This window comes from Streptomyces sp. TRM64462 (genome assembly GCF_013362995.1).
GTDB lineage: Bacteria > Actinomycetota > Actinomycetes > Streptomycetales > Streptomycetaceae > Streptomyces.
This window is the reverse complement of the sequence record NZ_JABWDV010000425.1, coordinates 21,047-41,406: the sequence shown is the minus strand read 5'-3', so window position 1 is coordinate 41,406 and position 20,360 is coordinate 21,047. Positions and strand designations below refer to the sequence as shown.

The window sequence follows — 20,360 nt, the reverse complement described above, 5'->3', positions numbered from 1 at the left end:
GACAGCGGAAAAACGGCGTGGCGGCGGCGAACGAAGAATGTGAGCGAAGAATGTGAGCAGCGCCACGTTCCACGGATGCTCCGGCGCTCGCTGGGTAGGGCTGGTGTGGTCCGCCCGTCACACCGACCAGGGAGGCCACCATGGCCGCATCCGCCCAGCTCCTCCTCGACGCGCTCTGCAAACAGGTCCCGGGCCAGTACCCCGGCACCCTCGCGGGCGAGCCGCCGCTCACCAGTGAGCCGCCCCTCGCCGACGCCGCCCCGCTGACCAGCGAGCCCCCGCTCACCGACGCCACCCCCCTCACCAGCGAGCCGACCGCGCGCGGTACGGCCGGCGGACTGGAGTCCGCCCTCCCGTAACCCCAGGCCCAGGAGCCCCCCTTGACCCTTGCCCGGCTCGCCGCGCTGCACGGAGTCGCCACCTCCTACTCACCGTCCCCGGGCACGACCGTCCAGGTACCCGACGCCGCCGTGGTGGCCGCGCTGGGCGCCCTGGACGTCGACGCCACCACGCCCGACGCGGTACGCGCCGCGCTGACGGCCGCCGAAGAGGCCAGGGCCCGGCGGCTCCTGCCGCCCACCGTGGTCGTGTGGCAGGGCGACGAGCCGTCCGGGCGCCCCCGCCCGCTCGCCTCCCTCCCGTCCGGGACCGTCCTGCGGATCGCCCTGGAGGGCGGCGGCACCGCCGAGTCGCCCATCCCGTGGGCCGGACTCCCGCCCGGCGTCCACGCCCTGGCGGCCCGGGCCCCCGACGGGCGCACCGCCGAGGCTGCCCTCGTCGTGGCCCCCGCGCGCGTGCCGCAGCCGTCCGCGCGCTGCCACGGCATCCTGGTCCAGCTCTACTCGCTGCTCTCCACCCGTTCCTGGGGCCTCGGCGACCTCGGCGACCTGCGCGAACTCGCCGACTGGGCGGGCCGCGCCGCCGGTTGCGGCTTCGTCCAGGTCAACCCGCTGCACGCCGCCGTGCCCGGCACCCCCACCGACCCGTCCCCGTACCGCCCGTCGTCGCGCCGTTTCCCGGACCCCGTCCACCTGCGGATCGAGGACGTCCCCGAGTACGCGTACGTCTCCGGGGCCGACCGCGCCGCGCTCGACGCCCTCACCGGGCGCGCGGGGGAACTCCGGGACGGCGTCCTGCGGAAGGGCGAGCTCATCGACCGGGACGCCGTGTGGGTCCTCAAGCGGCAGGCGCTGGAGGTGATCCGGCGCGTCCCCCTCGGCCCCGGCCGGCAGGCCGCGTACGACGCCTTCCGCGCCGACCAGGGCCGGGCCCTGGAGGACCACGCCACGTGGTGCGCCCTCGTCGAGCGGTACGGCGCCGACCGCACCCAGTGGCCCGAGGGCCTGCACGACCCCCGGTCCGCCGCCACCGCGCGCGTAGCGGCCGAACTCGCCGACCGCGTGGCCTTCCACACCTGGCTCGTCTGGCTCACCGACCAGCAGCTCGCCGCTGCCGCGCGCGCCGCCCGCGAGGCCGGTATGGCCGTCGGCGTCGTCCACGACCTGGCGGTCGGTGTCCACCCGGACGGCGCCGACGCCTGGGCGCAGGCCGGCGCGTACGCGCGCGGCATGTCCGTGGGCGCGCCGCCGGACGCGTTCAACGCGCGCGGTCAGGACTGGGGGCTGCCCCCGTGGCGCCCCGACGCGCTCGCCGCCTCCGGCTACGCCCCGTACCGGGATCTGCTGCGGTCCCTGTTCCGGCACGCGGGCGCCCTGCGCATCGACCACGTCATGGGCCTGTTCCGGCTCTGGTGGGTGCCCGCCGGGAGCCCGCCGACAGACGGCACGTACGTCCGGTACGACGCCGACGCGATGCTCGCCGTGCTGGCGCTGGAGGCGCACCGGGCGGGCGCCGCCGTGATCGGCGAGGACCTCGGCACGGTCGAACCCGGCGTACGTGACGTCCTGCGGCGGCGCGGCGTCTTCGGCACGTCCGTGCTGTGGTTCGAACGCGACTGGGAGGGCACGCGGCGGCCGCTGCCGCCCGAGGCGTGGCGGGCGGACTGCGTGGCCACGGCCACCACGCACGACCTGCCGCCCACGGCCGCCCGCCTCAGCGGCGACCACGTGGACCTCCGCCACCGCCTGGGGCTGCTCACGCGGCCGCTCGCGGAGGAGCGGGCGGAGGACGCCGATGACGTGGGGGAGTGGCGGGCGTACCTGCGCGAGCTGGGCCTGCTGGCGCCCGGCCCCGACGAGAACGAGGAGAACGAGGAGAACGAGGAGGAGGAGATCCTCGCGGTCTACCGCTTCCTGCGGCGCACGCCCGCCCGTATGACCGGGGTGTGGCTGCCGGACGCGGTGGGCGACCGCCGCCCACAGAACCTGCCCGGCACGTGGGACCAGTACCCGAACTGGCGGCTGCCGGTCGCCGGCGCCGACGGCCGTCCCGTCACCCTGGAGGACCTCGCGGCCTCGCCCCGGCTGCACGCCCTGATGGCGGCCCTGGACGGCGGGGGTCCCCGTACGGCACCCCCGGACGCGCGGCGGGTTTAGCCGTTCGCTACGTTTGCCCCGTGGACAAGAAGAACGCCCTGCGCGCCGGCGCCGTCGCGACCGGTACGACGCTGATGATGCTGCTCATGTCGTCCCCCGCGCTCGCGCTCACCCGCGACGACGGTGACGACCCGGGTCAAGGTCTGAGCGTCATGGAGACGCTCGGCCTGTTCGTGGGGGCCCCGATCGCGCTGTTCGTGATCATCGCGGGTCTCGTGATGGTGCTCGACCGGTCGAAGAAGCAGCCGCAGGCCTGACGCCGCCCCTTCTTCACGCCGTACGACACGCAGGGCGCCGCGCGCCGGGGATCACCCCGCCGCGCGGCGCCCTGCTGTGTGTGACGACGGCCGCGCTCACGCGCCCGTCGTCGTGAGCAGCTTCCGCAGGAGCCCCGCGAGCTGCTGGGCCTCCCGCTCGTCCAGCGCCGCCTCCAGGGCCTCCCGCTGCACGGCGAGCCCCGCCGTGACCGCCTCGTCCACCAGCGCCAGGCCCCGTTCGCTGAGCGTGACCCGCAGCCCGCGCCGGTCGTGCGGGTCGGGGCTGCGGCGCAGCAGCCCGGCCCGCTCCAGCTTGTCCAGGCGGCCGGTCATCCCGCCGGACGTCAGCATCAGCGTCGCCGCGAGCTGGCGCGGCGACAGCGTGTACGGCTCGCCCGAGCGGCGCAGCGTCGCCAGGACGTCGAACTCGCCGCGCGAGATGCCGTGGGCCGCGTAGGCGCGGTCCATGCGCTCGCCGACGGTGTGCGCGAGCCGGTAGATGCGGCCGAATACGGCCATCGGGACCGTGTCCAGGTCCGGCCGCACCACGGCCCACTGGGCGGTGATGGCGTCGACGGGATCCGGGGCGGAAGTCGAGGTCATGGCCGCAGTGTGCTCCCCGTGCCACTCGCTCGCAAGAAAGTGGCTAGTCGCTGAGTAGATTGTAGCCAAGTAGCTTGTGGCTAAGTAGCTTAGCGCTAAGCTACTTAGCCACAAGCTGACTCCTGGGAGGGCATCAGCATGTCCCGCCGTGCCGCCGTCGTCGCCGTCACCGCCCTGGCCCCCGTCTCCTGGGGCACCACCTACGCCGTCACGACCGAGCTCCTGCCGCCCGACCGGCCGCTGTTCACGGGCCTGATGCGCGCACTGCCCGCCGGGCTCGCCCTGCTCGCGCTCACCAGGACGCTGCCGCGCGGCGCCTGGTGGTGGCGGTCGGCGGTGCTGGGCGCACTGAACATCGGCGCGTTCTTCCCGCTGCTCTTCCTCGCCGCGTACCGGCTGCCCGGCGGCGTCGCGGCCGTAGTCGGCTCGATGGGGCCGCTGGTGGTCGTGGGGCTCGCCGCGCTGCTGCTGGGCGAGCGCCCGACGGCACGGACGCTGTCGGCCGCCCTGGCCGCCGCGCTCGGCGTGAGCCTCGTCGTCCTGCGGGCGGGCGCCGCGTTCGACCTGGTCGGCGTGGTGGCCGCGCTCGCCTCGACGGCGTCCATGTCGGCCGGCACGGTGCTCACCAAGCGGTGGGGCCGCCCCGAGGGGGCCGGGCCGCTCGCCATGGCCGGCTGGCAGCTCACGGCGGGCGGGCTGCTCATCGCCCCGGTCGCGTTCCTCGTGGAGGGCGCGCCGCCCGCGCTCGACGGGCGGGCCGCGCTCGGCTACGCGTACCTGGCGCTCGCCAACACCGCCGTCGCGTACTGGCTGTGGTTCCGCGGCGTCGAGCGGCTGACCGCCACCTCCGCGACGCTGCTCGGCCCGCTGTCGCCGCTCACCGCGGCCGTCGTCGGCTGGGCGGCGCTCGGGCAGGCGCTCGGGCCGGTCCAACTGCTGGGCATGGCCGTGGCGTTCGGCGCGACGGTGGTGGGCCAGCTCCCGGCCCGTGGCACGCGCGGGGCGCGCCGATCGTTCAGATTTCCTGAAAGGAATGATCGGAAAGATTCGATAGACCTTATGGGTGAGGCGATGCGACGGTAGTCCCCGAACCGACCACCCCGTACGGGGAGAGAGACAGGGACGCCCGTGACACTCCTGGACCAGGCACACCACCGACAGCGGACGACGGCGCCGACGAGGACCGCCCTCCCGGCGGCCGGTGTGCTGCTGGCCGCGGTCGCGACGGTCGTCTGGTCCGGCAGCTTCGTGGCCGCCCGCGCGCTCGGGGACTCCGTACCGCCCGTCCAGGCGGCCTTCTGGCGCTGGGTCCTGGCGATCCTCGTCGTCGCCCCGTTCGGTGCCCGCGCCGCCTGGCGGCAGCGGGCGGTGATCCGCCGTCACCTCGGCTGGACCGTCCTCACGTCGCTGCTCGGCGTCACCGCGTACAACACGCTCGTCCACCAGGCCGGCCTCTCCACGCCCGCCGGCACGATGGGCCTCGTCATGGCGGCGTCACCGGTCCTGATGGCGCTGTACGAGCGGCTGGGCGGCGTCCGTCTCGGCGCGCGGCGCACGGCCGGGACGCTCACGGCGTGCGCGGGCGTCGCGCTGCTGGTCGGCTCCGGCGGTGACGCGGCGCTGCCGGGCGTCTCCGACCTGTGGATCGTGGGCGCGGCCGTCTGCTTCGGCTCGTACAGCGCCCTGCTCCGGCGGCGCCCGCGCGAACTCGACGGGCCCGCACTGCTGTTCACCACCTTCACGCTGGGCGCGCTGATGCTGCTGCCGCTGTACGCCGCCGACGTCACCGTACGGGGCGGCTTCCCGCTCACGGCGGGCACCGTCGGGCCGCTGCTGTACCTGGGCGTGTTCTCGTCGGCCGTGGCGTTCTTCGCCTGGAACCGGGCGGTGGCGCTGGTCGGGGCGGCGCGGGCGGGCGTCGTGTACTACCTCCAGCCCGTGTGCGTGGCGCTGCTGGCGTTCGTCCTCCTCGGGGAGACCATGGGCCCGGCCGGGACGGTGGCCATGGGCCTGGTGCTCGGGGGGGTCGCGCTGGGCGCGGGACGCTCCGGGTGACGGCTTGAGGGGGAACGTGAGGGCCCGGTGCACCGGTGGTCAGCCGGTGGACCGGGCTCCGGCGGGGAGGGGAGGAATCTGCCGGACCCGAGTCTCCTGGGGGCCCGGGCGCGGCGGCAACCGGTTCCGGCGAGCTGTCCGGTGCACGCCACCGGCCCGTTCCCGTAGGTTCCCGGCATGACCGAGTGGGACATCAGAAAGCTCCGCATCCTGCGCACGCTGCGTGACCGGGGCACGGTGACGGCGACGGCGGAGGCACTGCTGATGACCCCGTCGGCGGTGTCCCAGCAACTGTCGGGCCTCGCACGGCAGCTGGGCGTGGAACTGCTGGAGGCGCAGGGGCGGCGGGTGCGGCTCACGGACGCCGCGCACCTGGTGCTGCGGCACGCGGAGGCGGTGTTCGCGGAGCTGGAGCGGGCGGACGCCGAACTCGCCGGATACCTGCGGGGCGAGGTGGGCGAGGTGCGGGTGGGGGCGTTCTCGACGGCCGTGCCGGCGCTGGTGGTGCCCGCGGTGCGGTGGCTGCGCGAGACGCGGCCCGCGCTGGAGGTGCGGGTGCGGGAGGCGGAGGCGGCGGAGGCGTACGCGCTGCTGTCGGCGGGCGAGGTGGACCTGGCGCTGTCGCTGGCAGCCCGGGCGCCGACAGCCCGGGACCCGAGGTTCACGCGCGTACCGCTGCTGGCTGACCCCCTGGACGTGGCACTCCCGGAGGGGCATCCGCTCGCAGCCGCGCCGGAGCTGCGGCTGGCCGACCTGGCGGAGGAGCGGTGGATCTTCGGGGGGAGCGGGCCGTGGTCGGAGATCACGACGGCGGCGTGCGAGGCGGCGGGGTTCGTGCCGGAGCCGGCGCACTCGGCTTCCGGGTGGACCGCCATCCTCGCGATGGTGGGCGCGGGCATGGGCGTCGCCCTTGTCCCGCGCATGGCGGGCGCGTCCCGCACCCCGGGCGTGACCGTCCGGGGCCTGACCCCGGACCCGCCCCGCCGTCACGTCATCGCAGCGGTGCGGCGCGGCGCGGAATCCACCCCGGCCCTCGCCCACGTGCTGACCGCCCTACGGGAGACGGCGGGCGCCCGCCAGTAGCTGCGCGCCGTGTGAGACCGGAATCGCATGGACACCACAGACAACAGTCCCCACGATGGGGCTCATGCTCACCACGCTCCTCGCCTTCCTCGGCGCCTGCCTCCTCATCGCGGCGTCCCCCGGCCCGAGCACCATGCTGATCATCCGGGAGTCCCTGCGCAGCAGGCGCGCCGGCTTCCTCACCGTGCTGGGCAACGAGAGCGGCGTCTTCATATGGGGCGTCGTCGCCGCGCTCGGACTCACCGCACTTCTCGCGGCGTCCCAGGTGGCGTACGACGTGATGCGGATCGTCGGAGCGGTGGTCCTGGTCGTCTTCGGCGTCAGGACTCTGCTGGAGGCCCGTCGCGGACGGCACGGGGCCGCCGACGAGAACGGCGGCCAGGAGACCCAGGCGACGCGCTCGGGCTGGAGCTCGTACCGCTCGGGCCTGCTGCTGAACCTGGCCAATCCCAAGGCCGCGATCTTCGCCCTGTCCTTCCTCCCCCAGTTCGTCCCCGCCGGCGCACTCCACCTCCCCGCCATGATCGCGCTGGCGGCCGTCTGGGCGGTCTTCGAGGTCGGCTACTACGCCCTGTATGTATGGTTCGTCGACCGGCTGAGGAACATCGTCTCCCGCGTCAACGTACGCAGGCGCCTCGAACAGGTCTCCGGCGGCGTACTGCTCCTCCTCGGCGCCCGCATGGCCCTCGAAGGCTGATCCCGCCCGTGAGCTACTACCAGCCGTGTTCGGTGAGCGGCACCAGCGGGCCTAGGTGATCCAGGTGATCGTCTGTTGCTCGGGGGTGACGGTGATCTGGAAGCGGCTCAGGTCGGGGGATCCGTCGCGTCGCCAGCGGGCCAGGTGGTCCTCGACCCGGTCCCACAGGCGGTCGGGGCCGCCCTGGCGTACGATCCAGCGGTCGCCGTCACGGTGTAGCGCCGCCCAGGCCCCTGCCCCGACATCGAGGAGCACGTGCTGGGTATTGCCGCCGTCGCGGGGGAGTTGGATGCGCTGGGCCCGAGGTGCGGCGAGCTGGGCGACGAATCGCGCGGTCCAGTCGTCGAGCAGCTCTGGGCCGAGCACAGCGCGGCGTTCCTCGCCGTCGTCCATGTCGGGCAGCAGGCCCAAAGGCGGCGGCAGGTGGGGCCTGGCGAGCATGAAGGAGGTCTGCCCGTCCAACAGTCGGCCGCGGGCCGTGCCGTCGCCGTCGACGGTCAGGCGGGCGAGTTCGGAGGCGTACATCCAGCCGCACACCGTGGCGAGGATCTGGCCGCCGGGCCGTGTCTGGGCGAGCCAGGCGGGCGGAATGCGCAGCACCCCGCAGGTGGCCACGATCCGGTCGTACGGGCCGCCGACCGGGTGCCCGTGCAGGCCGTCACCGACAACGAGCTCGGGGCTGTGGCCGACAGCTCCCAGCGCGATACGGGCCCGCGTGGACACGTCCGCGTCCACGTCGACGCTCGTCACGTGCTCGTCGCCCAGCCGGTGGCACAGGAGAGCCGTCGAATAACCGGTCCCGGTACCGATCTCCAGCACGCGCATCCCGTCGTCGACTTGGAGGTCTTCGAGCATGCGGACGACCAGGCCCGGCATCGTGCTGGAGCTGGTGGGCGCCCGGAAGATGCGGCCCTGGAGGTCGGCGGGCGTGATGGTCCCGGCGATCTGGGTCACCAGTGACTCGTCCGCGTAGCACGCGGGGAGCCATGCAGGATCGTCCGGCATGACCGGCTCCCAGCCCGTGGGGCCGGTGCCGTCCACTCGCCGGAAGTACCCGCTCCGGAGGAACTCGTGCCGAGGAGTGTCGAGTACGGCCTGATGCCACTGAGGCGAGCGCAGACAGCCGTCGGCGGTGAGCCGGTCGCCCAGGGCTGCGCGCAGGGTCTTGTCGTCGCTCACAGATGCTTCCGTTCCAGGAGGTCGGCCATTGCCGCGATCATGGGCAGTCCGGTTTCCGGTTCCATCCACGCCCACTGGCCGGACGGGTTGCATTCGAGGAACCACCATGCCCCGGTGCGGTCCACGGCGAAGTCGAATGCGCCGAAGACCAGCCCGAAGCGGTCCAGGTACCGGTGAAGCGCTTCCTGTATTCCCGGCGGTGGATCAACCACGGTGTAGGTGAGCCGCTCGTAGTCGGTTCGCCAGTCCAGCAGGCCGGAGTCGATCCGTACGCAGAACACCCGGCTGCCGATGACGGTGACGCGCACGTCCGCGACTTTGTCGACGCGCTTCTGGAACAAGTGGGCCGTGGCGGCCACCCGGTCGTCGATCTGGTCCACCGTGACCTCCCCGACCTCGACCGTGCACGAGACACCGTCCATCCGGTACAGGGGCGTCGACAAGGGCTTGTAGATGACGGACCCGTGGGCCTTGACGAAGGCGCGGGCGGCGTCGGGATCGGAGGTGACCAGGGTCGCGGGGATCTGGAAGCCGCTCCGGACGGCGGCTGCCAGCCCGGACGGCTTGAACTCCGCGTCACCGATCCGGTGGGGGTGGTTGACGTACAGACAGCCGGGCAGCGAGGCCAGCACACCACCCAGACCGTAGCGGGCCTGGGTGACGGCGAAGCGGGCGTCCTGCTCGCCGAGGTGAGGGAAGGCGAAGCCGGACGGCCGTCGGTAGTACAGCGACCTCACGTGGGACAGATCCGCGGTCCGGGTCCGGGTGGACAGCGTGCCCTGGATGCCTTGCGGCGTGATTGTGGCCGCGACCGACAGGGTGCCGGGGAAGTCCCCGGAGTCGAGCCGCACCACCGGGACGCCCCGGTCGTGCAGCTCGCTCATCACCAGGTCGGCCGTGGGGTCGTCGATCATGGTGACGACCAGCACCGGGCCGAGGTCGGTCACTGGTCGGAGTCGTTCCCGGTGTCCTGGTCCCCTCCGCCGGCGGTTCCGTCGGACGGGTTGCCGGTGTTGGTGGCCGGGTTGGTGCCGGAGCTGGTGCCGTGCTTCGGCATCTCCATGACCTGGCCGTCGGCGTCGAAGTAACGGGTGGTCTGCGTGACCGGGTCGATCTCGGCCCGCGCGTAGGCGGCGGCCATCGCCGGGTACGGGGCCATGCGCTGGACACCCCACGGGACGGGTGTGGCGTGGCCCATGGGCAGCGGAGTCCCAGTCGGGAGCCGGTCGGCATGACTGAACACGTGTCCTCCAAGCTGGTCGATGCTGATCGATTTCGGATCGTGCGTGGTCGGGGTCTAGGTGAGGCTTCGCAGCCCTCGTTCCCGCTGTGTCTGGAGCTTGGCGAGGGCCCGGTACTGCTTGTGCTCCCAGTCGGTTGCCGGGCGGACGGCGACGCGTGCGGAGCGCCACTGCAGGCCGGACGGGCGGATCAGGTAGACGAACGTGCCACTGATGCGTGTCACGCGGGCGGGCATGGCGTAGTGGCGGCAGTAGACGATCGCGCCGACCACGAGCCTGGTGCCCGTGCGCGCGGCCGTCGCTTGGCGGTTCACCGGGCACCGTCCGCGTACGGTCGTGCGCCGTCGAGGAGTTCGAGCACGTCCGGTACCGGCGGGAAGTGCGACGCGCAGTCGGGGCAGCTGTACACGTTGAAGCCGGGTCCCGTGGCCGCGTGAACCTTGGAGACAACCACAGGCTCGTCTGTGACCCGGTCGCAGCGCACGCAGAGGCGGATCGGCTTCCGGCGTTCGTTTCTGGCGGTGTTCGTCACCAGACCACCTCCGCCCCGTGCAGGTCGTGGACGTCCAGGTCGATGCCGAAGTCCGCCGCAAGGACCAGTGCCAGTCGACGTCCCTGCTGCAGGGCCTTCTGCCGCCGCCGGTCGTGGTCCACCAGGTACGGGCGCACCAGGGCCGTGTCGTGGCCGTTGATCGGATCTGCCGACCCGCGGGCGTACGAGGATCGGGGCGCCGGGAGGCGTGTCCCGGTGGGACTGCTTGCGGGCTGTGAGGCCGCAGCCTCGGGCGGGATGCTGATATTGGGCGATGGCCGGCAGATGTGCGGACGCGGGCCGAACACCCCCGCCATCCAGTGCAAGACCGCATGGATAATGCTCACTGTCGTCAGCTCCTCTGTAGCTGGTGACCGCGCCCCGGGAGGTCTCGCCACCTCGCCGGGGTCCGTGCTTTGCCACGAAGCGGCGCTCTTTCGCAGCCGCCACACCTTGTGGACTGACAGTCAGTCAACCGCCATGAGCGCAAGGTGAGTACGGTGGGAGAGTCGCCGGACCGTGAAAGCCGTGAAAACGCGGGGGAACCCATGACGGCACGCACACCGAACACCGCACTCGCCGACCTCTACGCCGAGACCGGATGGACGCGGGGGCAGTTCATCCGCGCTGTTCAGCGGGTGGGTACGGAAGTTGGCCAGGACGTCACCTACGACGAGTCCGCCGTGCCGCACTGGCTGAAGGGCTCCATGCCACGCAAGCTCGTTCGTCCGCTGATCCTCGAAGCCCTGTCACGCAGGCTCGGGCGTCCTGTCACCGCGCCGGAAGCGGGATTCGTCAAATCGGATGAGACGCCTGGCGAGTCCACGGATACCGTGACAGGACTGATCGAACTGGGGAGCGCGGACATGAACCCTGGCCGGAGGACCATACTCAAAGGAAGCGTGTACTCGGCGGCTCTCGCGATCCCGGGATGGCCGGACATCGCAGACCGATTCGACTGGGTGGCGCGGGACCCGCACATCAGGATCGGGATGCCTGAGGTGGACGCGGTCGTCGCCATGACCGAGCACATCAGCGATCTCGACGACAAGTTCGGCGGCCGGATGGCCCGGCCGATGGCGGCCGCCTTCCTCGTCAACACGATCACCCCGTACCTGCGTGCCGACGCCCCGGACACCGTACGCCGGGCCATGCTGTCGGCCGCTGCCGACCACTGCTACCTCACCGGCTACATGGCGATGGACGAACGTGCGGACGGCCTGGCTCAGCGGTACTACACGAAGGCCCTGGAGTTGGCCGGCGCGGCGGGTGACCACCTCACGTACTGCACGACCTTGCGCGGTATGAGCGTGCAGGCCGTCGACCTCGGACACGGCCCGGTGGCGGTGCGGCTGGCCGACAGCGCGTCCGCCGCGTCACCGCAGGCGGGACCTCGGATGCTCGCCTTCCTGGTCGGCCAGCAGGCTCACGCCGCTGCCCAGACCGGCGACCGGGCCGGGGCCCTGCTGAGGATCAAGGAGGCGGAGGCCGCGATGGAGAAAGCGGAGTCGCGGGCGAAGGCGTTCGGCTCCTACGACCCGTCGTCCCTGCATTACCACATCAGCCAGGTGCGGTACGAGCTCGGCGACATCTCCGGCGCCGTCACCTCGATGGAGGAGTCGAGCCGCCTGCGGGAGCCCGTGTACCGCCGGACCCACGTCCGGTACCATGCGATGCTCGCGGAGCGGAAGCTCCAGCTCGGGCGCCTGGAAGAAGCCTGCGCCGACTGGAACCGCGTCCTGGACGACTACCCGCACGTGCAGTCGGGGCGATGCGACGACCGCGTACGCACCATGCTGGCGCTGCTGCGTCCCCACCTGAAGAACGGCCACGCACGAGAGGCGTACGAACGCGGCCGCCCCTTGCTCCAGCAGAAGGCCGCCTAGGTCTTCTCTTTCGGTCACTCTCACGGGCGTGCAAGAGGTTGCCTGCCATGCCTGAACTCGGACCCGTCGCCTGGCCACCTGCCCTGATAAGGACCGAACGGCTCGTGCTCCGCGAGTCCGAGTCCCGGGACCGTGCGGCGTTCATCGAGCTGTTCGCCTCGCCAGAGGTGGGGGTCTACGTAGATGGCCCCGGACCGCGCGATGAGCTCGAACGCGCGGTGCCTGAGGTGCCCGGGCGGCGTCCTGGATTTTTCGTGGTCGAGCTCGACGGAGCGATGATCGGCATGATCACGCTCGATCGGCGCGACGCGGAGCGTCCGGGTCACGTCCGTCCGGATGGCGGAGAGGCCGAGCTCGGCTACATGTTCCTGCCGGAGGCGTGGGGACGCGGGTACGCCGCCGAGGCGTGCGCAGCGGCACTCGACTGGTTCGCCGACGCGCTTCCCGGCGAGCCGGTGGTGCTCTGCACCCGGACCGCCAACGACCGCGCGATGCGCCTCGCGGCGAAGCTGGGGTTCACCGCGGTGGAGCGGTTCGAGGAGTACGGCGCCGAGCAGTGGTTCGGCGTGTGGTCCTCGGTCGCGCCGTCCGCCTGAGCCTTCTTCTGGATCACCGCGCGGTCAGATGCAGATGCCCGCTACGGCAAGATCGCCCAGTCCTCCCAAGCAGCCGTTACCCTCGCATCGCTGCTGATGTGGGCGTGACATCTGACGACAACTCCTGGGCCCTGTTCGGAGCCATAACCGGAGGGGCTGACGTTCAGCCCCTCCGGGAGTGGAGCCCCGCGCGGCGGAGCCGCAAATCGAGCACAGGCGGAAGGGGCGGGGTGGGGGAGGGTCCGCTGCAGGCGGCGTGGCCCTCCCCGCGGCGCTCCGTGCCGCTAGTGGTCCGCCGCCTGGGCCTTCAGGGCGCGTTCCACGCCCGCGCGGGACTCCAGGACCAGCCGCCGCAGCGCCGCGTTCGGCTCCGCCGACGCCAGCCACGCGTCCGTCGCGTCCAGTGTCGCCTGCGACACATGGAGGCTCGGGTACAGGCCCACCGCGATCTGCTGGGCCATCTCGTACGACCGCGACTCCCACACGCCCTTGACCGCCGCGAAGAACTTCTCCGTGTACGGCGCGAGCAGCTCCCGCTGGTCCGTCTGCACGAACCCGCCGATCACGGCCTCCTGCACCGCGTTCGGCAGCTTGTCGGACTCGACGACCGACGCCCACGCCTCGGCCTTGGCCTCCGCCGTCGGCCGGGCGGCCATCGCCGTGGCCGCGTGCCGCTCGCCCGCCGCCGTCCTGTCACGCTCGTGCTCCGCCGCGATCGCGTCCGCGTCGAACCGCCCCGTCGCCGCGAGCCGCTCCACGAACGCCCAGCGCAGCTCCGTGTCCACGGCCAGGCCCTCGACCGCCTCCGAGCCGTCGAGCAGCGCCTCCAGCAGGTCGAGCTGGGCCTCCGTACGGGCCGTCGCCGCGAACGCGCGCGCCCACGCGAGCTGGTGGTCGCTGCCCGGCGCCGCCGCCCGCAGGTGCTCCAGCGAGGCCTCCGTCCAGCGCGCCAGGCCGACAGGACGCCAGTCGGGCGCCGCGTACAGGTCCAGCGCCAGCTTCACCTGCCGGTGCAGCGACTGCACCACGCCGATGTCGGACTCCTTGCCGATGCCCGACAGCACGAGGTCCAGGTACGCGCGCGTGGCCAGCTCGCCGTCCCGCGTCATGTCCCACGCGGACGCCCAGCACAGGGCGCGCGGCAGCGACTCGGTGAAGTCGCCCAGGTGCGCGACGACGTTGGCCAGCGACTCCTCGTCGAGGCGGATCTTCGCGTACGACAGGTCGTCGTCGTTCAGCAGCACCACGGCCGGCCGCTTCTTGCCCACCAGCGCCTCGACGCCGGTCAGCTCGCCGTCCACGTCGAGCTCCACGCGCTCGGTGCGCACCAGCCGGCCCGCGTCGTCCAGGTCGTACAGGCCGATCGCGATCCGGTGCGGCCGCAGCACGGGCTCACCCTTCGCACCCGCCGGGAGCGCCGGGGCCTCCTGCTTCACCGCGAACGACGTGATGGTGCCGTTCGTGTCCGTGTCGACGACCGGGCGCAGGATGTTGATGCCGGCCGTTTCCAGCCACTTCTTCGACCAGGTCTTCAGGTCACGCCCGGACGTCTCCTCCAGCGCGCCCAGCAGGTCCGTCAGGCGCGTGTTGCCGTACGCGTGGCGCTTGAAGTACGCCTGTACGCCCGCGAAGAACGCGTCCATCCCCACGTACGCGACGAGCTGCTTCAGCACCGACGCGCCCTTGGCGTACGTGATGCCGTCGAAGTTGACGAGCACGTCGTCCAGATCGCGGATCTCGGCCATGATCGGGTGCGTGGACGGAAGCTGGTCCTGCCGGTACGCCCAGGTCTTCATCTGGTTCGCGAACGTCGTCCACGAGTGCGGCCACTTCGACCCCGGCGCGTACGCCTGGCAGGCGATCGACGTGTACGTGGCGAACGACTCGTTCAGCCACAGGTCGTTCCACCACTCCATGGTCACGAGGTCGCCGAACCACATGTGGGCCAGCTCGTGCAGGATGGTCTCGGCCCGCACCTCGTACGCCGCGTCCGTCACCTTCGACCGGAACACGTACTGGTCGCGGATGGTCACCGCGCCCGCGTTCTCCATCGCGCCCGCGTTGAACTCCGGCACGAAGAGCTGGTCGTACTTGGCGAACGGGTACGCGTAGTCGAACTTCTCCTGGAACCAGGCGAAGCCCTGCCGCGTGACGTCGAAGATCGCGTCCGCGTCCAGGAACTCCGCCAGCGACGGACGGCAGTACACGCCGAGCGGCACGACCTGCCCGTCCGGGCCCTCGTACGTCGAGTGCACCGCGTGGTACGGGCCGACGATCAGCGCCGTGATGTACGTCGAGATACGCGGGGTCGGCTCGAAGACCCACACGTCGTCCTTCGGCTCCGGCGTCGGCGAGTTCGAGATGACCGTCCAGCCGGACGGCGCCTTCACGGTGAACTGGAACGTCGCCTTCAGGTCGGGCTGCTCGAAGCTGGCGAACACCCGCCGCGCGTCCGGCACCTCGAACTGCGTGTACAGGTACGCCTGGTCGTCCACCGGGTCCACGAACCGGTGCAGACCCTCACCGGTGTTCGTGTACGCGCAGTCCGCGACGACCCTCAGCTCGTTCGCGCCCTCCCGCAGATGCTTCAGCGTGATCCGCGAGTCCCGGAACACGGACGCCACATCGAGGTGCTTGCCGTTCAGCACCACCTCGTGCACCGCCGGCGCCACCAGGTCGATGAACGTCTCCGCGCCGTCCTCGGCCGACTCGAAGCGCACCGAGGTCACGGACCGGTAGGTGCCGCCCTCCTGCGCGCCGCTGAGATCCAGGTCGATCTCGTACGAGTCCACGGTCAGCAGCGCCGCGCGCCGCTGCGCCTCTTCACGGGTCAGGTTTGTGCCAGGCACCCGGTCATCTCCTCCATGTACGACTTTTGGGGGCCATCCTTCCACGGCCGTGTACCGGAAGCGGAGCGAAAAAGCGGGCAGCGAAAAGGGCGGCCCCGCCACCCGGCGGGACCGCCCTCACACCGGGGCGGGGCTCAGCCCTGGAGCTCCTTCGCGACCAGCTCCGCGATCTGCACCGCGTTCAGCGCGGCGCCCTTGCGCAGGTTGTCGTTGGACACGAACAGCGCCAGGCCGTTGTCGACGGTCTCGTCGACGCGGATCCGGCCCACGTACGAGGCGTCCTTGCCGGCCGCCTGGAGCGGCGTCGGGATCTCGGACAGCTCGACGCCCTCGGCGTCCTTCAGCAGCTCGTACGCGCGCTCGACGCTGATCGGGCGCTCGAAGCGGGCGTTGATCTGGAGGGAGTGGCCGGAGAAGACCGGGACGCGCACGCACGTGCCGGACACCTTCAGCTCCGGGATCTCCAGGATCTTGCGGGACTCGTTGCGGAGCTTCTGCTCCTCGTCCGTCTCGTGCAGCCCGTCGTCCACGATCGAGCCGGCCAGCGGCAGCACGTTGAAGGCGATGGGGCGCTTGTAGACGCCGGGCTCCGGGAAGTCGACGGCCTCGCCGTCGTGGGTCAGCTCGGTGGCGCGCTCGGCGACGGCCTTGACCTGGCCGTCCAGCTCGGCGACACCGGCGAGGCCGGAGCCGGACACGGCCTGGTAGGTCGTGGCGACCAGCGCGACCAGGCCGGCCTCCTGGTGGAGCGGCTTCAGGACCGGCATGGCGGCCATGGTGGTGCAGTTCGGGTTGGCGATGATCCCCTTGGGGCGGTCCTTGACCGCGTGCGGGTTCACCTCGGAGACGACCAGCGGCACCTCGGGGTCACGCCGCCACGCGGACGAGTTGTCGATCACCACGGGGCCCTGCCCCGCGACCTTCTCGGCGAGCGCCCTGGAGGTGGCGCCGCCGGCCGAGAACAGCACGATGTCCAGGCCGGTGTAGTCGGCCGTGGCGGCGTCCTCGACGGTCACGCCGTCCAGGACCGTGCCCGCCGAGCGCGCGGAGGCGAACAGGCGGAGCTCGTCGACCGGGAACTTTCGCTCGGCAAGGATCCTGCGCATGACCGTGCCGACCTGACCGGTGGCTCCGACGATTCCTACCTTCACGAGGACTCCTCCGTACGTACGTGCGGCAAGGGGTGCTGCCGCTGTCCATGATGCGTATGTCCCGGGTCGCCTTGTCCAATCCATTGTCCGGGTGGTGAGAAGGACCACGGACCGGACACGGAACGGAGAGGGCGGGCGCCCTGTCTGGACGCCCGCCCTCACACTCCGTATCCCTCCAGGTCACGGAGTGTGGATCACGGAGTGACCTTTCCGATCACGACGCTGCCCGTGCCCGCGGCGGTTCCGCGCGCGTTCAGCAGGCTGACCTCGCCGAAGAACTGCCGGCCCTCGGGAGCCGCGCCGTTCACCAGCACCTCCGCGCCGAACGCCGCGGACGCGCCGTTCGCCAGCGAGACCGACTTCGACTCGTCGACCCTGACCTCGCCGAGCGCGGACGAGAAGTACACGTCCTTGTAGTCGTAGGCGGTCTCCCCGGCCGGGACCGCGTAGCCGTCGACGACGATCGTGTACGTGCCCGGGGCGGGCTTCACCAGGGACACCGACTCCTCCGAGTCGCCGTCCGCGGACGAGCCGACCTGCACGCCGTCGCGCAGCACGATCAGGTCGAGGTCGGCGGCCTTGTCGGAGACGTTGCCGATGGCGACGTCGAAGCGCTCGACGCCCTCGGGGATCTCGACGGTGGTGCGCTGCTCGGCGTGGTGGCCGATGGTCGGACGCGCGACCTTCGCGGAGCCCAGCGAGCCGCCCTTCAGCTTGCCGTCGATGGCGGCGAAGCCGTTGGTGACGCTCCACTCGACCGGCGCGGCCGTGCCCACCCGGGCCTCCGGCAGCGTCTGCACGGCCGGGTCGAAGGTGGCGCCGAGCACGGTGACGTCCAGCTTGTACGGGTTGTCGAGCAGCGGCGACGTACGGCGCGCCTCGACCTCGATCTCCCAGACGCCCGGTTGCGGGTTCGCGTACGAGCGCAGGTCGGGGCGGCAGGTGTTGTTCGGGTTGGTGTAGTTCGGGTAGCAGTTGATCGTCGACGTGGAGTCCGCCGGCACACCGTACGGGTGGATCGCGATGAACCGGGTCTGGCTGTCCTTCGCCAGGCCGCCCAGGGCGACCTCCAGGGACTTGGCGCCGGCCGGGACGGTCACGAAGTACGAGCGGTGGCTGTTGCGCTGCACCGAGCCCTCGGCCGAGTGGCTGAAGGACGGCTTGGCGAGCTGCTCCGTGGCGACGACGGTCGTCAGGATCTGCTTGTCGATGCCCTTGGTCTTCGGGTCGGTGACCTCCAGGATCGCGCTGTGGACACCGGCGCTGCGCGGCTTGGCGGCGACCTTGAAGGTGACCGGCTTGTTCAGCGGCAGCATGATCTCGTCGCTGCCGACGACCCGGAACGTGCGCTCGTGGTTGTTCTCGAACCACAGCTCGTGCCGGATCGGCTTGTCGGCGCCCGTGGTGCGGGTGACGGTGATCTCGTAGACCTTCTCCTGGCCGACCTTGATGCCGCCCTCACGGTCGTACAGGCCGGTGCCGGAGCCCGGCTCGGCGAGGAACTGGTCGATCGCGGTGTCGACCGGCGCCTTGACCGTGTACTCGTGGGCGTGGGCGCCGCGGAGGACTTCCTTCCAGGCGTCGACGACGTTGAGGACGCCCGCGCCCTCCTCGTGTGCCTGCACGCCGCGGATGTGGTCGGCCTGGCTGACCACGGCGGTGCGCAGCTTCGCGGGGGTCAGCTCGACACCTCGCTGCTTGGCGGCCGACAGCATCAGCGCCATGGCGCCGGTGGCCTGCGGGGCCGCCATCGAGGTGCCCTGCAGCATCGAGTAGCCGGCCGGGAGCTCGTAGCCGGCCTCGCGGACCGGGCCGCCGGGCGCCCAGGTCTGCGTGGTGTTGACGGCCGCGCCGGGCGCGCTGAGGGTCGGCGTGAAGCCGCCGTCCTCGCGCGGGCCGCGGGAGGAGAAGGGCAGCATGTCGTAGCGCTTCGAGACGATCGAGCCGTAGTTCGCGGCCCATGTCTCCTTGGAGATGCTCGCGCCGACGCTGATGACCTTGTCGGCGAGGGACGGGTCGCCGATGGTGTTGACGCCGGGGCCGCTGTTGCCGGCCGAGATGACGAGCTGGACGCCGTAGGTGTCGATGAGGCGCGTGTAGAGGCGCGCGCGGGCGTTGTTTCCGTCGTTGAGCGCCGGGAGCCCGCCGATGGACATGTTGACGATGTCGACGCCGCGGTTGACGACGAGGTCGATCATGCCTTCGGTGAGGGCGATGTTGGTGCAGCCGCCGCTCCAGGTGCACGCGCGCGAGGACACCAGCTTGGCGCCGGGCGCCGCGCCGTTCATCCTGCCGCCGAACAGGCTGTGGGCGGCGGCGATGCCGGCGACGTGGGTGCCGTGGGAGCCCTCGATGACGCCGATGTTGACGTAGTCGGCCTTGTCGCCGGCGGCGTTGAAGACGACGTCCTTGCGGATCTCGACGACGAACGGGATGCGCTCGACGACGTCCGTTGCCGGGTTGTCGGTGCCGAAGTAGCCGACCTGGAAGCCGTCCTTGTACGGCTTCATGGCCTCGTCGTCGCCGAAGTCCTTGTTGCCGTTCAGGTCGACGCGGACGGTGCCGGCGGCCGGGTCGTACAGGACGCCCCACACGTCGGTGGTGTCGCCGTCCCGGTTCAGGTCGCCCGCCATGTCGCCGCCCTTGGTGGCGGCCTCGGCGAAGGTCCGGAACTTGTACGTGCCTTCGGGCGCCGTCCAGGTGCTGCCGCCGGACGTGAAGACGGGGCCGGACACGCCGACGTCCATGCGGCGCCAGGTCTGGTCGCCGTCACTGACGGGGTCGGTCGCGGTCACCCAGTCGACGATCTTGCGCTCGCCGGTGGTGGTCTTCTGCAGCGCCGGGTGGCCCAGGTCGATGCCCGAGTCGAGGATGCCGATGGTGACACCACGGCCGTCCGCTGTCGGGTTCTTCCTGACGAAGTCGACCGCGCCCGTCTCGTGCGACGGGTTGTACGGGTTGACCGCCGGGGTGTGCTTGCCGGGCGCCGGGTAGGTGCCGGTGCTCTCGGCGGAGGCCCCGTGCGCCCGGTCGGCGGCGGGCGTCGGGTCGTCGAGCCGGATCTCGTGCTTGAGGTCGATGCCCTGCACGCTGGACAGCTTGGCGGCCGCGGCGATGGCGGCCTCCGCCTGCGCGGTGGGCAGGGTGGCCCGTACGTAGCCGAGCTTGTCGTAGGTCCGGCCGACCGAGCCGCCCTTGACGGCGTCGAGCTGCTCGGCGACCTGGTCGGTGGCGCCGGGGGCCGTGGCCACCATGACCGTGACGGTCCGCTCGCCCCTGGCCTGGGCGTCGGCGAGGAGTTCGGCGTCGTCCGAGCCGAGCTTGTCCTCCGCGGACTTCGCCGGCACGGGGGAGGCCGGCGGGGTGTCCACGGGGCTCGCGGGCGCGCCGGGCGCGCCGGGCGCGGCGAAGGCGGGCGCGGCGCCGGTCGCGATCAACGCGGCGACCAGGCCCGCGGCGGCCGCGACACGGGTCGCACGTCTCATCCCCGATATGGGGTTGGGGGGTTCGAGGGTCATCAGCATCCCTGTTTGTGAAAGGAACGGTCCGGAATTCGGTGCCGGATGACCGTTGAGCCTTTCGTATGTGACAGGGATTTGTGGAGGGCGTCTGGAGACGGAAGGGGTTCCTGGCGTAAACCCGTCATCGCGCCGGATACGCCACGAGGGGCGAACCGGGATCAGTCGCCCAGCGGGCGAGGGTTATCCCTCTTTCGTCCGCGCATCCTGTCGGCCGG

General features: G+C 71.8%; 19 protein-coding genes. 9 read left to right on the top strand and 10 right to left on the bottom strand.

Annotation, left to right across the window (positions count from 1 at the left end):
• The first annotated feature begins 140 nt into the window (after positions 1–140).
• The 3 genes from HTZ82_RS26955 to HTZ82_RS26945 are packed head-to-tail and all read left to right on the top strand — an operon-like array spanning position 141 to position 2,752.
• On the top strand, positions 141–359 hold the full coding sequence (locus HTZ82_RS26955; RefSeq protein WP_175411986.1) for a hypothetical protein: 219 nt from the start codon (positions 141–143) through the stop codon (positions 357–359).
• A 21-nt stretch (positions 360–380) separates the two neighbouring features.
• Positions 381–2,495: a 4-alpha-glucanotransferase gene (malQ, locus tag HTZ82_RS26950; protein ID WP_175411985.1), complete on the top strand. Its 2,115-nt coding sequence runs from the start codon at positions 381–383 to the stop codon at positions 2,493–2,495.
• A 20-nt stretch (positions 2,496–2,515) separates the two neighbouring features.
• A complete protein-coding gene (locus HTZ82_RS26945; RefSeq protein ID WP_175411984.1) occupies positions 2,516–2,752 on the top strand; it encodes a hypothetical protein in 237 nt (78 codons plus the stop codon).
• A gap of 96 nt (positions 2,753–2,848) precedes the next feature.
• On the opposite strand, the gene HTZ82_RS26940 is transcribed toward HTZ82_RS26945, so the two are convergent.
• A complete protein-coding gene (locus HTZ82_RS26940) occupies positions 2,849–3,355 on the bottom strand; it encodes a MarR family winged helix-turn-helix transcriptional regulator (protein ID WP_175411983.1) in 507 nt (168 codons plus the stop codon).
• Positions 3,356–3,493: 138 nt separating this feature from the next.
• Between HTZ82_RS26940 and HTZ82_RS26935 the strand changes: the two genes are divergently transcribed.
• From HTZ82_RS26935 to HTZ82_RS26920, 4 genes are all read left to right on the top strand, one after another.
• Positions 3,494–4,438: an EamA family transporter gene (locus HTZ82_RS26935; protein ID WP_175411982.1), complete on the top strand. Its 945-nt coding sequence runs from the start codon at positions 3,494–3,496 to the stop codon at positions 4,436–4,438.
• A 45-nt stretch (positions 4,439–4,483) separates the two neighbouring features.
• Positions 4,484–5,410, top strand: coding sequence for an EamA family transporter (locus tag HTZ82_RS26930; protein ID WP_175411981.1), 927 nt, complete (start codon positions 4,484–4,486; stop codon positions 5,408–5,410).
• A gap of 177 nt (positions 5,411–5,587) precedes the next feature.
• Positions 5,588–6,493 (top strand): LysR family transcriptional regulator, encoded by a 906-nt coding sequence (locus tag HTZ82_RS26925; protein WP_175411980.1) that lies wholly within the window; start codon positions 5,588–5,590, stop codon positions 6,491–6,493.
• Positions 6,494–6,557: 64 nt separating this feature from the next.
• Positions 6,558–7,190, top strand: coding sequence for a LysE family translocator (locus HTZ82_RS26920; RefSeq protein ID WP_175411979.1), 633 nt, complete (start codon positions 6,558–6,560; stop codon positions 7,188–7,190).
• Positions 7,191–7,241: 51 nt separating this feature from the next.
• On the opposite strand, the gene tgmC is transcribed toward HTZ82_RS26920, so the two are convergent.
• The 6 genes from tgmC to HTZ82_RS32540 form a co-directional block, all read right to left on the bottom strand.
• Positions 7,242–8,369 carry an ATP-grasp peptide maturase system methyltransferase gene (gene tgmC, locus HTZ82_RS26915; RefSeq protein ID WP_175411978.1) on the bottom strand — a complete coding sequence of 376 codons (1,128 nt, stop codon included), beginning with the start codon at positions 8,367–8,369 and terminating at the stop codon, positions 7,242–7,244.
• Entirely contained in the window at positions 8,366–9,316 is a 951-nt protein-coding gene (gene tgmB, locus HTZ82_RS26910) for an ATP-grasp ribosomal peptide maturase (protein WP_175411977.1), read from the bottom strand. The genes tgmC and tgmB overlap by 4 nt, the downstream gene beginning before the upstream one ends.
• Positions 9,313–9,612 (bottom strand): putative ATP-grasp-modified RiPP, encoded by a 300-nt coding sequence (gene tgmA, locus HTZ82_RS26905; RefSeq protein ID WP_175411976.1) that lies wholly within the window; start codon positions 9,610–9,612, stop codon positions 9,313–9,315. Before tgmA ends, tgmB begins: the two co-directional genes overlap by 4 nt.
• 54 nt (positions 9,613–9,666) lie before the next feature.
• Positions 9,667–9,924: a hypothetical protein gene (locus HTZ82_RS26900; RefSeq protein WP_175411975.1), complete on the bottom strand. Its 258-nt coding sequence runs from the start codon at positions 9,922–9,924 to the stop codon at positions 9,667–9,669.
• A complete protein-coding gene (locus tag HTZ82_RS32545) occupies positions 9,921–10,064 on the bottom strand; it encodes a hypothetical protein (RefSeq protein ID WP_254712127.1) in 144 nt (47 codons plus the stop codon). Before HTZ82_RS32545 ends, HTZ82_RS26900 begins: the two co-directional genes overlap by 4 nt.
• Before the next feature lie 74 nt (positions 10,065–10,138).
• Positions 10,139–10,279 carry a hypothetical protein gene (locus tag HTZ82_RS32540; RefSeq protein ID WP_254712126.1) on the bottom strand — a complete coding sequence of 47 codons (141 nt, stop codon included), beginning with the start codon at positions 10,277–10,279 and terminating at the stop codon, positions 10,139–10,141.
• A gap of 411 nt (positions 10,280–10,690) precedes the next feature.
• On the opposite strand from HTZ82_RS32540, the gene HTZ82_RS26885 reads away from it, so the two are divergent.
• Both HTZ82_RS26885 and HTZ82_RS26880 read left to right on the top strand, forming a co-directional pair.
• Positions 10,691–12,028 (top strand): tetratricopeptide repeat protein, encoded by a 1,338-nt coding sequence (locus tag HTZ82_RS26885; RefSeq protein WP_175411972.1) that lies wholly within the window; start codon positions 10,691–10,693, stop codon positions 12,026–12,028.
• Between the two features lie 47 nt (positions 12,029–12,075).
• Entirely contained in the window at positions 12,076–12,624 is a 549-nt protein-coding gene (locus tag HTZ82_RS26880; RefSeq protein ID WP_175411971.1) for a GNAT family N-acetyltransferase, read from the top strand.
• A 284-nt stretch (positions 12,625–12,908) separates the two neighbouring features.
• On the opposite strand, the gene pepN is transcribed toward HTZ82_RS26880, so the two are convergent.
• From pepN to HTZ82_RS26865, 3 genes are all read right to left on the bottom strand, one after another.
• Entirely contained in the window at positions 12,909–15,473 is a 2,565-nt protein-coding gene (gene pepN, locus HTZ82_RS26875) for an aminopeptidase N (RefSeq protein WP_175411970.1), read from the bottom strand.
• 134 nt (positions 15,474–15,607) lie between these two features.
• Entirely contained in the window at positions 15,608–16,624 is a 1,017-nt protein-coding gene (locus HTZ82_RS26870; protein ID WP_175411969.1) for an aspartate-semialdehyde dehydrogenase, read from the bottom strand.
• Between the two features lie 194 nt (positions 16,625–16,818).
• Complete coding sequence (locus HTZ82_RS26865) at positions 16,819–20,142, bottom strand: S8 family serine peptidase (protein ID WP_175411968.1); 3,324 nt, start codon at positions 20,140–20,142, stop codon at positions 16,819–16,821.
• Positions 20,143–20,360: the final 218 nt, after the last annotated feature.